15 protein-coding genes are annotated in these 13498 nt (G+C 41.5%); 11 read left to right on the forward strand and 4 right to left on the reverse strand.

The window, feature by feature from the left end; translation table 11 throughout:
* Positions 1-28: 28 nt before the first annotated feature.
* Positions 29-1405 (reverse strand): HAMP domain-containing sensor histidine kinase, encoded by a 1377-nt coding sequence (locus D9603_RS17465; RefSeq protein WP_128732281.1) that lies wholly within the window; start codon positions 1403-1405, stop codon positions 29-31.
* Between the two features lies 1 nt (position 1406).
* On the reverse strand, positions 1407-2081 hold the full coding sequence (locus D9603_RS17470) for a response regulator transcription factor (RefSeq protein WP_128732282.1): 675 nt from the start codon (positions 2079-2081) through the stop codon (positions 1407-1409).
* Between the two features lie 203 nt (positions 2082-2284).
* Here D9603_RS17470 and D9603_RS17475 point away from each other — a divergent pair, with 203 nt between their 5' ends.
* Together D9603_RS17475 and D9603_RS17480 are read left to right on the forward strand one after the other, a co-directional pair.
* On the forward strand, positions 2285-3295 hold the full coding sequence (locus D9603_RS17475) for a catalase family peroxidase (RefSeq protein ID WP_128732283.1): 1011 nt from the start codon (positions 2285-2287) through the stop codon (positions 3293-3295).
* Positions 3288-3815, forward strand: coding sequence for a cytochrome b (locus D9603_RS17480; RefSeq protein WP_241651702.1), 528 nt, complete (start codon positions 3288-3290; stop codon positions 3813-3815). The genes D9603_RS17475 and D9603_RS17480 overlap by 8 nt, the downstream gene beginning before the upstream one ends.
* Before the next feature lie 448 nt (positions 3816-4263).
* On the opposite strand, the gene D9603_RS17485 is transcribed toward D9603_RS17480, so the two are convergent.
* Positions 4264-5571: an AarF/ABC1/UbiB kinase family protein gene (locus D9603_RS17485; RefSeq protein ID WP_241651703.1), complete on the reverse strand. Its 1308-nt coding sequence runs from the start codon at positions 5569-5571 to the stop codon at positions 4264-4266.
* A gap of 501 nt (positions 5572-6072) precedes the next feature.
* Between D9603_RS17485 and D9603_RS17490 the strand changes: the two genes are divergently transcribed.
* Both D9603_RS17490 and D9603_RS17495 read left to right on the forward strand, forming a co-directional pair.
* Positions 6073-6555, forward strand: coding sequence for a YbaK/EbsC family protein (locus D9603_RS17490; RefSeq protein WP_128732284.1), 483 nt, complete (start codon positions 6073-6075; stop codon positions 6553-6555).
* Between the two features lie 414 nt (positions 6556-6969).
* Positions 6970-7818 carry a DUF3859 domain-containing protein gene (locus tag D9603_RS17495; RefSeq protein WP_128732285.1) on the forward strand — a complete coding sequence of 283 codons (849 nt, stop codon included), beginning with the start codon at positions 6970-6972 and terminating at the stop codon, positions 7816-7818.
* A gap of 63 nt (positions 7819-7881) precedes the next feature.
* On the opposite strand, the gene blaDIM is transcribed toward D9603_RS17495, so the two are convergent.
* Positions 7882-8607, reverse strand: a complete 726-nt coding sequence (gene blaDIM, locus D9603_RS17500; protein ID WP_128732286.1) for a DIM/SIM/IMP family subclass B1 metallo-beta-lactamase — start codon at positions 8605-8607, stop codon at positions 7882-7884.
* Between the two features lie 184 nt (positions 8608-8791).
* Here blaDIM and D9603_RS17505 point away from each other — a divergent pair, with 184 nt between their 5' ends.
* The 7 genes from D9603_RS17505 to D9603_RS22205 all read left to right on the forward strand — a co-directional run bounded on the left by D9603_RS17505 (position 8792) and on the right by D9603_RS22205 (position 13475).
* A complete protein-coding gene (locus D9603_RS17505; protein ID WP_128732287.1) occupies positions 8792-9160 on the forward strand; it encodes a hypothetical protein in 369 nt (122 codons plus the stop codon).
* Between the two features lie 258 nt (positions 9161-9418).
* Positions 9419-10516 (forward strand): ISAs1 family transposase, encoded by a 1098-nt coding sequence (locus D9603_RS17510; protein WP_128732288.1) that lies wholly within the window; start codon positions 9419-9421, stop codon positions 10514-10516.
* Positions 10517-10826: 310 nt separating this feature from the next.
* Positions 10827-11201: an AAA family ATPase gene (locus D9603_RS17515; protein WP_241651704.1), complete on the forward strand. Its 375-nt coding sequence runs from the start codon at positions 10827-10829 to the stop codon at positions 11199-11201.
* Between the two features lie 307 nt (positions 11202-11508).
* On the forward strand, positions 11509-11892 hold the full coding sequence (locus D9603_RS17520; RefSeq protein WP_128732289.1) for a MerC domain-containing protein: 384 nt from the start codon (positions 11509-11511) through the stop codon (positions 11890-11892).
* Positions 11893-11917: 25 nt separating this feature from the next.
* A complete protein-coding gene (locus D9603_RS17525; protein ID WP_128732290.1) occupies positions 11918-12550 on the forward strand; it encodes a DUF1826 domain-containing protein in 633 nt (210 codons plus the stop codon).
* Positions 12551-12562: 12 nt separating this feature from the next.
* Positions 12563-12961, forward strand: coding sequence for a hypothetical protein (locus D9603_RS22200; protein WP_241651705.1), 399 nt, complete (start codon positions 12563-12565; stop codon positions 12959-12961).
* A 28-nt stretch (positions 12962-12989) separates the two neighbouring features.
* Complete coding sequence (locus tag D9603_RS22205; RefSeq protein WP_241651706.1) at positions 12990-13475, forward strand: hypothetical protein; 486 nt, start codon at positions 12990-12992, stop codon at positions 13473-13475.
* Positions 13476-13498: the final 23 nt, after the last annotated feature.

Raw genomic sequence — 13498 nt, forward strand, 5'->3', positions numbered from 1 at the left:
AAAAACAAACTTGAAAGATAAACAGGCCCTAATGAGTTGGCACTTCAATATTAAACACAGCGCCCGGTTGACCCTCAAGCAAATAAATCCGAGCCTCATGTATGTCACAGATTGCTTTGACAATGCTTAGCCCGAGCCCATTACCTGAAGAGGAACGGCTAGTATCGGCACGATAAAAGCGCTCGAAAATATGTGCTTGGTCTGACGTTGCGATGCCAGGGCCATTATCACCGATTTGTAGTAATACGCCAGATGAGTGACTTTGCAGCCTGATCCATACAGACGCCCTTGGATTAGTATATTCAAGTGCATTTTCTAACAGGTTACAGACCAATTGCGCGAGCAAATCCGCATCTCCATAACAGCTGATATTTGGCAATATCGAGACGGATAAGGTTTTTTCTGCGTCTTCAAAAACCGGAGCGAAGCTATCAGTTAGATCTAAAAGCAGTGTTGATAAGTCAATCTGTTTAAAACCTTGTTGATATTTTCCAGATTCAATACTATTCAAGCGGATTAAATTATTAAAAGTCGAGATGATTTTTTCTAATTCTTCACAGGCCTTTTCAAGGTGAACGGCTAATTGTACCGGATCGTCTATGTCTTGACTCATAGATTGTAGCCGGTTTGCAACGCGGGTTAGAGGCGTTTTAAGGTCATGGGCAACTCCCACAGACATTGTTTTAATATTGTGATGGAGCTTGGTAATTTCGTCGAGCATCGTGTTGATCACACTGCATAATTGTAGCAGCTGTGGGTCATCGCTTTTTGCGACGGTGCGATGCAGCTCAGGCGCTTTAGCCACTAAAGAGAGTTGTTGACTCAGCTTGGTAATGGTATTGCCTTGCATTTGTCTAAAATAGACAAAGATGAGCAAAGGCGGCAGCCAGCAAAATATCGCTAGCCACACAATAAATTGTTTTCTAGCGTCCTGGGCAATAACAACATCGTGGTCAAGGCGCTGCCATAGATGTAAATAAAGGCCATCGTTGATTTGCTGTGCCTGATAAAAAATGTGTTGTGCTGCTTCATCTATTTCTGTTTGTAGCTGCGGATTTGCGGTGTTTGCTCGCTCAAAACCTATATCGCCACCAGCGATTGTTACGTCCTTTTGGTATAACGCCATAAGCCAGCCTTCCTCTTGCCAATGCTCCTGCGCTTCTTCTTTGGTCCAAGTTTCATTTTCTGCTAACTCAAATACTTCTACCAAAGACTCCAACCCATCACTATGGTAAAGCTCGACGGCTTCCTCAATAAGTTCAAGCATTTCGGTTTGTTGTCTGGACTGTTCACTTTGAGACACAAAGTGCGATACCAAAAGTGCTAGACCACATGTTAGTATCCAACATAGAAAAGAAAATTTAAGCGCCAGTACCAAATGGTATTTTTGAGTATTCGTTTTCATATTATTGTTCAGAAAGTAAGTAGCCACTGCCACGAATGGTTTTGATAACTTCACTGTTAAAAGGCTTGTCTAACTTGTTACGTAAGCGGCTGACATGTGTTTGAACTAAACTGGTTTTTGGGTCAAAACTAAACCCCCACACGTGTTCTAGCAGCATAGTTTTGGTAACCAGTTGATTAGGGTGAAGCATTAAAAATTCCAAAATCTGATACTCTTTTGGCATTAGCTCAATCTCGTTTTCACCTCTAAATACTTGCCTTGATGTTCTGAGTAGTTTTACACAACCAACTTGTAATTCATTCACGGTTTGCGCAGCTGGTTTGCGTCGATACAGTGCTTTTAGTCTTGCATGCAACTCGACAAATGCAAAGGGCTTAACTAAGTAGTCGTCTGCGCCAGCTTCCAAGCCTTCAACCCGTGCTGCGGTGTCACTCAATGCCGTTAGCATAATGATAGGAGTTAAGATGTGGCTCGCTCGAAGGATTTTTACTGCGTCTAGGCCATCCATCGACGGCAGTAGCCTATCAAAAATAATGGCATCGAATGAGGTGGTGGAGGCTTTTATTATTGCATCTTTTGGGCACTGCGTATGATCCACAGATTCTCCAGCTTGCTTTAAGCCATTACAAATAAACTCTGCAGTGTCGTGGTCATCTTCTACAAGCAATATCTTCATTGTGCGGTTTGTTTGGTCGTTTAGCTATAGCATAACGCAGTTTTCAACGGGTTCAGAATACAATTTTGTATGATTATTGGAGCGTAGCGGTGTGAAATTTTTTTGCCGGAACCAAGGTCTGATGAGTGGCTGTCCATAAGCGAGTCGGCACTCGCCAGCGCAGTTTGTTATCTCAAGCTCGGTTTAATGAGGTTTTTATTTTTATGATTAGATATTCCTTGGCAAGGTTTTATGGAATAAGTGCGTTCGTCGCTTGGTATGGCGCGGTGCTATTTTTGACGCAACCGGCGCAGGCAAGCACAAAAGTTACCGCCCAACAATTTGTTGATTTACAACAAGGGCAATCACACTTTCCCGGGTTTAGAAGGGCGCATGCCAAAGGCGTTTGTGTGTCGGGAGAATTTGTATCGAATGGGTCGCTAACGCACTATTCGGATGCTGAAGTTTTTAGTGCAGGCGTTCACCCCTTTATCGGCCGGTTTTCTATCGCTGGTAACAATCCACATGCTGATGAGTTGAGTGCGCCTGTTAGAAGTTTTGCACTCAGCTTTGTTACCGGTTCAGAGCGTTGGAACATAGCCATGAATACACCTCCGGTAATGGCTGTGAGCAATCCGCATGACTTTTATCAGCAACTTGTCGCCATAAAGCAGGGTGGTGATGCAATCAAGGCATTTTTTGCCAAGCACCCTGAAAGCGCAGACTTTTTAGCATGGAAAGCAAGTTACACGCCCACTGAAAGTTTGGCACTCGAGACTTACCATAGCATCAATGCCTTTTACTTACATGATGCACAAAGCAATAAGCAGGCCGTACGTTGGCAAATGTTACCATTAGGCGAGGCGAGCAAAAACCCGTTTACAGACAGTGCGGCGCTGCAAAAAGAGCTGGCGGCTAGAATTGCACAGGGCAATGTTCGTTTTACATGGCAGTTTACTCTTGCGGCACCGGCTGATGATGAAAATAACCCCGCTATTCAGTGGCCAAGTAATCGAGCTCAAGTAAACGCAGGGGAAATTAACATTACCCAGTGGCAACCACAATTGGAAGGAGGGTGCCATGCACTGAACTTTGACCCTTTAATCTTACCGACGGGGTTATCGGCAACAGCCGATCCTATTTTAAGAGCACGTTCGACCGCCTATGCTGAGTCTTATAGACGCCGTGCGAAAGAACAGTTAATAGGGGCATTGGGAGGGAAAGAAAGTGAATAAGCTGGTGACTCGCTATACTTTTACTATGCGATTATTACACTGGTCGATGGCGGTTTTGATATTGTCTATGGTATGTGCAGGACTTGCCATGGTGAGCTCACTGGAGCCATGGCAGCTGAGCTTACTTGGATTGCATAAGTCATTTGGCGTGCTGGCGTTAATATTACTGATATTGCGTTTTATCGTGCGAGTACAATCGACAGCCCCAGCGCGGCCATCAACAATGCCCGTTATTCAAGTTAAGCTGGCAAAGTTTAGTCACTGGCTTTTGTATTTTTTAATGTTAGTCATACCGGTTAGCGGTCTATTGATGCAGTACTTTGGTGCAAGACCAATTGTCGTGTTCGACCTATTGACTATGCCAGCGGCAATGGTGGCAAATATTGAGTATTTTGCTGTGTTTCGTGAGGGACATGGTTTTGCGGTGCTACTACTGTTACTTGTTCTGGTCGTTCATATTGGTGCTGCATGTTTCCACCATTTTATACGCAAAGATGGCGTGTTTAAAAGCATGCTGTAATTGACGCAGAGTCGTTGTAAGTAAAAACAGTTAATCACTGCGCTATAACACTAATGTGCAATATCGGTCTCGAACGCTCCCATGTTGCACATGGTTTATTAAATGGCGCTAACGCTGCGCTATTTCACAGTTTCTGGCGAGTTTTTATCATCACACAGGGCGCCAAAGTTGAGTCGCATAAGGTAAATAACGAGTGTTAATAACGAGAACCAAAAAAGTTTTGGATATCTTGTATGTGTTATTTGAACTGACGGTCTTTTCAGACCGTTGTCATAATTTGTCTCTCAATCCATTGAGTGCAGGCTTAAAGTGTAGACGGTTGCTTTGGTATACACATATTACGGTGGGTGTCAGCGACTTTGCGTTGTAATGATTATCCGGCCGGCTCGAGTGGTATTGTGCTGTTGGATTGTGTATCTTACTCAAACAACAGCCTCCTTACCTTAGTCTAACTTAAGTAGCGTTGCAGTGGCGTTAAGTCTACTTTGGCTTGCAATTTGGCTGCGATTAAATATAACCCCGCCAGCTTTCGATGAATAAATAAAGCGTCTACAGGTGGTGTGTGCCACTCGTTGGAATGGCGATTTAAAGCCAGTCCTTTTTCACTTATCTCTTTACTTAGCTGGCTGTTAGCAAAATCAAATGGGCCGTCACACCGAAGTGGAGTTGTTGCAAGTAAAAACAGCTCAATAACCGCGTTACAGTACTCGGGTGCAATATCAGTATCAAAATATCCAATGTCACATGCAGCTTGTTTAACAGCTTCACGGTTTTGCTCTCTCGCTGCCCGTAACAGGTTTTTATACCCAACACTAATCGCATTGTTGACGATACGCGTTGCGCCAAAGTCTAATAACACGATTTGGTGGGTGTCTTTGTTATATAAATAGTTACCAAAGTTAGGATCTGTTTGTATCAATTTAAGCTCAAACATTTCGATAAAGAACAGCTCAATGAGTGCAGTCATTATGTCATTGCGAACAGATTGTGGTAAAGCAACGGTCTCTGCAAGCGGCGCGCCACAGACATATTCCATACTCAGCAGATGCTGGCTACTTAGCGCTTGATTTACAGCTGGGACTTTAAAGCGCGTGTCATCAGAAAGTCCTCTGGCAAATTGCTGTAAATAATTTGCTTCTAATTGGTAATTGGTCTCCGCGAGAAGCTGCGACTTTGCTTCCTCAATTAAAGGGTCAATACTAATCCCTTTAGGAAGTAGCCCCGTCATTTTGATTAGGCTCGCGACATTGTCTACATCGCTATGAATACTTTGAGCCACTCCTGGATATTGTATTTTGATTGCAAGAGACTGCCCATTCTCGGTGGTTGCTTTGTGCACTTGCCCAATCGACGCTTGTGCAAAGCTTTTCAGTTCAATATGACTAAACTTATCGAGCCAGTCCTGCCCTAATTCATGCTCCAAGACACCAACGAGTTGCTTATGTGGCATTGGCATAGCGTCTGCACGCAGGTGAGTCAGCAGCATGGCAAGTTCCGGTGGTAGCAGATCTCCAGCATCCATTGAAAGTAACTGTCCTAACTTCATTGCCGCACCGCGCAAGTGACTCAGCTTCTTCGCAACTGCATCAATATTTTTGCTCTGTAGCAATAGGTCGTTTCGTTTCACAGGTTGCCCTTGAAGCGCCTGCTTTGCGCCTTCAAATAACATATTTGATGCAACTTGACCTGCCAATCCACCCAAATGAGCAAGGCGACTCAGCCTTGATGATGGTACCTTTCGCGAATGATTTTTCAAACCTAACCTCTTAGCGGTACAGCGTTGTTGATACATAATACGCCATAATTCAGTCTCGGGTTCACCTGTTTGTGAGGGAGGGGAGAGATCCAACGGAAGCGCAAGTGCTACGAGAAATTGGAGCTGACTTTTTACAAGGTTATTACTTTGCAAAACCAGCGGCATTGAGTTCTCGGTTCTCCAACAATCTCGAAGACGAAATTACGCAAGGAGTGAAGCCTCTATCGAACGCAGCTCACAAGTTTGATACGTTGTGATGGACAAGGAAGGGTGGGGAGCTTATGAAGTTAGCGCTAGTAGTATTTAGCCTATCAAGGTAGCCGATGTCTAAATAAAATAATTAAGATGAAAATTTCTCTTGCATCTATTTATCAGTTTACTTTGTAACAATGTCGTGTAATTGTTAGTCAGTATTATACCAGAGCATAGCGGTTTATTTAGGTATTTTGATAGTGAATAAGGCGTTATATTTATAGTTTAATTAATGAGGTTACAGAATATATGTCAAAGGAATTGAAACCTTCATCAATGAAAGTGCAAGAGTTTTTATCCAAAAATGGTCAAGACTTTGTAGTTCAGGAAATGCCTAGCTCAACTCGTACAGCTTCAGATGCCGCAGCATCTATTGGGTGTACAGTTGCTCAAATCGCAAAGTCACTAATATTCAAACATGGAGAAACCGGTGAAGCGGTACTCGTTGTTGCTTCTGGTTCTAACATGGTATGCGCTGACAAAGTTAGAAAAGCAACAGGTATTACGCTTACCAAAGCTGATGCTAATTTTGTACGTGAAAAAGTTGGTTATGCAATAGGTGGCGTGCCACCAGTCGCTCATAATTCATCAGTTCATACAATATTAGACGAAGATTTGAATCAGTACTCTGAGATTTGGGCTGCGGCGGGAACTCCTAACTCAGTGTTTAAACTAAATCCACAGAAGTTAAGTGAGCTTACTCAGGGTCAATGGATAGATTTAGCAAAATAAATATTACAAGTAGCTAAAAGATTATATATTGTTCATTAATGCAATTACCTTTTATAGGTATTTATGTGTGCTGACCCAATAATGGTATGGCTTGTTGATGACCGTTTGCTTTCAATTGCTTGCATTCGGTCTATTACAGTGACAAAACGTTGGGAAAGCTGTTTTCTATGGTTAGTCGAAAATATTTAAAACTATGGCTGCTAAGGCACTTTTAAAATGATGAAGTATCACTTGTCACTTGAAGTAATTAAAAAATTCGAGGCTTAAGAATTATGATTATTAAAAATAATACCAATAGAAGCATAGTTAGATTAACAAGTGGTATTAATTTAAAACAGTCTGTATATATTATGGTAACTTGACAATGTCTTTTTAATTCTTTTAAAATGCGCCACTTTTTTTAAGGATTAAATTATGAAAAAGACCATCATTTCCCTCCTTTTAGCGACATTACCGATTTTTATTTCTGGTTGTAAAACTGCTTCTAACACTGAAAGCACAGAAGTAGTTAAAAATACGATAGAGCTTGGCAGTGCTGAGATTAAAAAATCAGGTCATGCACAGCCTCTTTTTCAAAACAACCAACTTGTGGGGTATGAGTTCAAAAAAGGCTTTGCCGTACCTGCTGAGCTAGGAAACTTTTTTGGCTTTAGCTATCAGGTAAATCAACTAATCAATAGCACGACTGAAAATCCAAACAGTACGAGCTATGTTGCGACTAAAGTACCAGTTACTGTAACGGTTGTGCATCCAGAGATCATGATCAATGGAAAACCAGAAATAACCTCCTCTTGGGAAGATACATTATATTTTGGCCGTGATAATTTTGCGATGTGGAAGTTTGAAAACGCGAATGAGCTTGTTAACGGTAAGTGGACTATATCTGTTGCTTATCAACAGAAAGAAATCGCGACCAAGAACTTTTTTGTGCGTGTACCACCAAAGATGCCAAAAAAAGTGACTCAAGTTTGCCAAGTCGAAATTGATAAGTTTCCACGTGCTTTGCAGCAAGCAAATACAGCATGTTGTACGAACAATGATGCACAAGCATGTTATAACTTTGCATGGCGCGGTCTAGAGCGTATACGAGATAAAAAAGGCGCGGCATTATATTATGCAAAAAGCTGTGAACTTGGTGATATTTCAGGTTGCCGTCAAGCAGCAAAAATGGCAACGACCCCTGAAAAGCGCGATGCGTTTTATCATAAAGGTTGTGATTTAAAAGATATGGATAGCTGTATTGAAGTAAATCGGTTGAATTAACCTCGACTTGATTCATACGCTATCAGTTTGTATGAGGCAGGAACACCTGCCTCGTCATGCAAGCTAACCCCCACTTTTTGTGGCTTTATTTGCCAATTTTTTTGTGTGCTTGAGCAATTCAATACTACCAATCGCACCGTGACCAGGAACGACGATCTCTACATTAGGGTATCTTGATAGTACAGCAGCAACAGAATGCGGCCATTGCTCAATTTGAGCTTCTCCAGTATAGCCTAAGCTCTGCGATTGAAGGCTACGCACAAAACATCCTCCAAATAGCAATTTTGATTTTGGTAGCCAAACCACGATGTTATCAATTGTATGCCCGCCACCAGGATAAAAAACTTCTAATAAGCCGTCCGCTAACACAAATTTATTCTTCTTGATAGAGTGCGTAGCTTGGGTCTTGCCTGCTTTTTCTAGCAAGTTATTGGTAAGGTCTGTTGCATAGGTTGAGACTCCATGTTCATTGAGCCATTTAATACCAGCGGCTCTGTCATCATGAGAATGGGTAGATATACTCCCTAATAAAGTAAACTTCTGCGAGTGTATCCAATCAACTAACTTTTCCGTATCTCGAGAAGACCATGGGGTATCGATAATAAATGCCTTCTTATCTTCAACAACAATTAAGCCGTTTGCGCTTACCAAACCCCAGCCGGCAATCTGACTATATGATTTATGAATAAATACTCCCGGAGTCACCGGCTCAATTTCTAGCTCAGGTATTATTTCGTTGGCAGCGGTGTAACTGCTATATAAAATTGTTATAATTATTAAGTAATACATAGTCATGACCTATTTTTATGTGAAAAACATTATCCTCATTACAAATTGAACCAAAGCTTAACCTGAGTGGTATTAAAATTAAAACAACCAGGTATTACAAGCTAATGTGATGTAGACGTGTTACAAAGATATTTCGTTAAAAATCGCTTTAAATTTTATTTTAAAAAATAGGAGCTGTAAAAGCATGGTGCTGGATAAAAAAGAGATTAAGTCACGTTATGAAATATCAAAGCCAGTATACGGTGATGGATATAATATATCGTTGAAATTGGGCCAGGATGAATTGCTGACTAGCTTTGTTTCTAAAAAAGAAGATTTGGCAGCAAGAGTTGATAACATTAGAGAGTTTGCTGGTGATGAAATAAACTTTCATGTGATTAAAATGGATGAGGAGGAAGGCTTCTTTTTTAAATTAAGTAAGAGTGACAAACTTTACCGAGGCGATATATTGGCTTCAAGTGATATATTTGACTTTAGAAGTGAAGTAGAGTCGTTAATTAAGAGGGTGATACGAGAGTCACAAACAGTTGAAGTAGTTGATAATCCTGAGTAAGCACAGCAAACAATTTAATAAACCCACGACTTAGTTGTTGTGCTTAGCTCATTGGCAGTGTTAAGTAATGTTTAATTTATGCTTGTCATGTAACCGAAAAAACCAAACTCCATGATAAAAACGAAAACGATCTTAAAACACACTCAGTCCAGTATTTTGGTGCTCCCCACGGCGGGATCACACTTTGTAAAAAGGCTTTAACACTCGGTCTTTTTCTGATCTAATAACGCCCACATTATCACTATCTACTTGTTAATTATGTCGTTATTTAGCCACCTTGAACTTGTTGAAGATAAGCGTTCTTCCATTAATCAACATCATGATCTTGCTGATGTTTTGTTTCTTATCATCTCGGCAGTATTATCCGGTTGTGAAGGCTGGAAAGATATCGAAGTGTTCGGGCGCAGTAAACTGTCTTGGCTCAGGCAGTTCAGAGCATTTAAGCACGGTATTCCAACGCGACATAGCATTGCACGAATTCTTAAGACAGTAGAGACTGATTCATTGGTTTTGGCCTTGTTCAGTTGGGTTAACGAGCAACGGTCTCAGTCAGGTAAGCCAATCATTGCGTTTGATGGCAAAACCCTGCGCGGTGCCAGTAAAAAGAGTGAGGATAACTTACACTTGGTGTCTGCTTTTGATTGCGAGTCTGGTTTAACTTTGTATCAGCGAACGGTAGAAAATAAGTCCAATGAGATACCGGCAGTTAGGGCCTTATTAGATGTGCTCGATATTTCAGATTCTATCGTCACACTAGATGCACTACATTGTCAGAAAGCGACGCTCTCAGCACTGATTTCAAGAGGGGCTGATTACTTGGTTCAAGTCAAAGCGAATCAGAAAACACTCTATAAAGCAGTCACTTCATGTTTTGAAGCAGCCTTTGAACAAGAGGAGAATTTGCCTGAAGATGTACAAGTCAGCAATGGTCATGGACGCCAGGAAACCCGCATCACCTATGCTTTGAAGGCAGACAAACTGCCTGAAGAGGTAAGAGAAAAATGGCCCGGGCTCACTTCGCTGGTCGCGGTTGAAAGACACAGTAAGTCTGGCCCGACAACAAAAATAGACACGCACTTTTATGTTACTTCTGTCGAGCCAGATGCACAGATGTTGCAAAAAGCCATCCGCCATCATTGGCACATCGAGAACCAACAGCATTGGGTGTTGGACGTGGTGTTTAAGGAAGATGCTTGCCAGATCAGCGAACCGATTTCGGCTGAGAATATGGCGCTGTTCAGGCGGGTTGTTCGCAATCTGGTAAACCAGCACACAGGCCGCAAAGATTCGATACGTGGCAAGTGCGTTCGGGCCAGCTTTGACGATGAATTCAGGGCAGAGCTTATCTTCGGTTAATGGTCGTTAACGAAGTATGCTCTCACCCTGTGGTGCTCCCTAAGCGCTTTTTGCTATGAAATATGGCTATCCAAGGAGTCCCATCAAGCATATCTTAGTTTCATTGAAAATAACGGAGTGTTAGACAAGCTAAGTGCATTTCTTTTTGCACCACCAAGCATTAAATGCTTAAATATAACCGAGATCTAAAGGCTTAAGTGTTGAGTGTTTTATGCACTAATTATTAATTGATTTCGGGCAAGAAATAATGCCTGTGTAATCTTAATTAAGGTTTCTCTTTTATTTTTTAATTTAGGTTAAATAAAATATTATGTTGTATATTTTTGGAGGTCTCCCTGCGACTGGTAAAACTGAACTTGCTAGATTTCTTTCATCAATGTTCGGTGCAGTCCACATACGAGTTGATACAATAGAGCAAACATTAAAAAATAGTGGTGTTAGTGATCTTTACGATGAAGGTTATAAAGTTGCTTATGCCCTTGCACTTGAAAATCTGAAAAATGGTATTCCAGTAATTGCTGATTCAACCAATCCGGTAGCCGCATCTCGGGAAGCATGGTTGAATGTTGCGCGCACAGCAGAGTCATCGTATATCGAAATCGAAGTGATTTGCTCTGACCAAAAAGTACATCGTGAGCGTGTAGAGAAAAGGCTGTCAGATATTCCTAATCTTATATTGCCGTAATGGGAAAGCGTAACGTCAAGAAAATACCAGCAATGGCAATCAGCTTGTATCGTGCTAGATACCTCAGGTAAAACACCAGAGCAAAGTAAGCAAGAACTGAATCGATTAATTGTGGCTCACAATGAAAAAAAGGATGGCTCTTTATAGACTCAAAACCGAATAACTGTGTATTTCCAAATTACTTTCGCTCGTACTATCAACAAGATCCCGATAGCTCAAGATAAACCAATAGCTGAATAAAGTGGTACTACTCCCATTTTTATTTTGGTATGTTATATTGTATCAAATAGACAATGGGAGTAAGCGAATGAAACGACAAATTCTGGGAGATAAAATTGCAATTGGGTTATCAATACTGTGTATTTTTCATTGCTTAATTTTCCCATTAATGTTTATTGCCCTACCTGTTATGGCAAGTGCCGCGGTACTGTTTGATGAGTCGTTTCATCAATGGTTATTACTGGCAATTGTACCTATCAGTCTACCTATTCTTACACTTGGCTGCATGCGCCATAAATCTACAAAAGTATTTTTGGTCGGTGTCTTAGGTATAGCCTTGCTGCTCACACCTTGGCTAATCGGGGAGGATAGAGTCAATGAAGCACTTGAAGTATTTTTGACCGTAATAGGCTCCTTAGCCTTAGTTTATAGCCATTTCAAAAATTATTCGCTGCGCCAGTTTATTGACTAAAAATACATTATATCGGGAAACAAATATGAGCAATTGTGTAGCACAAGATAGATCTACCCAACTAAGCCATTACCAAAGTGCTGAGCAAGCCAACGTGCTAACCAAAATTTATCAGCCAGAGTGTAATCTTGCGGTATGGCAGCAGTCGCTATCAAGCCAATTACAAAAACAGATAAATGATTTTTTAGAAACGGCGCCTGACATAGATATAGTAGCGCAAATTGCCGCTAACAATATTGCTGTTGAGATGAAAGATGCGCTCAGTCGATTACATATAGATGATGAGATTCTAGTTTATATTACCGGCATAGTTGACATGTTTAGTTGTCTATTTGACTTAACCGTGGTTGGGTTACGACTTAAAACTTTACATTCTGCGATGTGTCCTAAATTCCATGTCGATAAAGTACCAGTAAGGTTGGTCACGACTTTGGCTGGACTTGGCAGCGAATGGCTTGATAATAACTTAGTTAAAAGAGAGAATGACAGGCTGATCATTGACTCTAATGTAACAGTCAGGTCTTTAGAATGTGGTGATGTGGCGCTTTTAAAGGGGGAACGGTGGGCTGGAAATGAAGGCAAGGGTCTAGTACACCGCTCTCCTAAAACGGCAAATCATCAGAAAAGACTACTGCTAACGTTAGATTTTATTGCATAAACTAGGTTAATTATGACAACAACACTAAAAGCATTACTGCTCGCGTTTAGCGCTTCGATAACGATTGCTGGGTGCAGCTCAACAGAAGAGGGGTCGACTTCAGTTGCACCGCTCAAAATAGCGTCGTGGAATATTGAACATTTAGCTTACCCAGCAAGTTCAGGGTGTAGACCAAGAAGTCAGGACGAAATATTGGCGCTACGCCAATATGCTGATGGTTTAGATGCTGACGTTATTGCGCTCCAAGAAGTAGACTCGGTAGCTGCTTTGGAGCAAATTTTTCCTGCACAAAAGTGGCAGCTGGTATTATCGGCGAGAGAAAATAGCCGTACGTATGACTGTAGAGGAAGTAGTTACACATCGACGCAACAAAAAACCGCTTTTGCAATAAAAAAAAGAAATAGCACTTAGCAATGTAGAGAGCTTTGGGCCGTTAGCGATGGGAGTTGAAGGTTTAAGGCATGGACTAGAAGTCACTTTACAGACTCAAACTGGTGAAGTATCAGTACTCAATGTCCATCTCAAAAGCGGCTGTTTTGTCTCCGATTATCAAGACTCTGATAGGCCAGCGTGTCAGTTATTGGCTCAGCAACTACCAGTGCTGAAATCATGGATCCAAGCGCATGCTGACGAGCAGTATGTAGTGCTGGGGGATTTTAACCACCGCTTGAGCCAGGACGGTAACGTCTTTTGGCGAAAACTGATTGATAACCAAACTCTAGAACAAGCTCCGCTGGTCAATGTGACAAAACCTCTGCAGGGCTGTCATCCGCGTTACCCTGTGCCTATTGACCATATTCTAGTGAGCAAGGCGCTGGCAAGCTCAGTTGCTATTGAACCGAACGTGCATTTTTTTGCTGATATGCAAGAGGACAAAATGCTAAGTGATCACTGTGCTATTTCAGTGTCGATGCGTGTGCAATAAAACATAATACCAATTTGACTTAA

Source organism: Pseudoalteromonas sp. PS5 (genome assembly GCF_004103255.1).
Classification (GTDB): domain Bacteria; phylum Pseudomonadota; class Gammaproteobacteria; order Enterobacterales; family Alteromonadaceae; genus Pseudoalteromonas; species Pseudoalteromonas peptidolytica.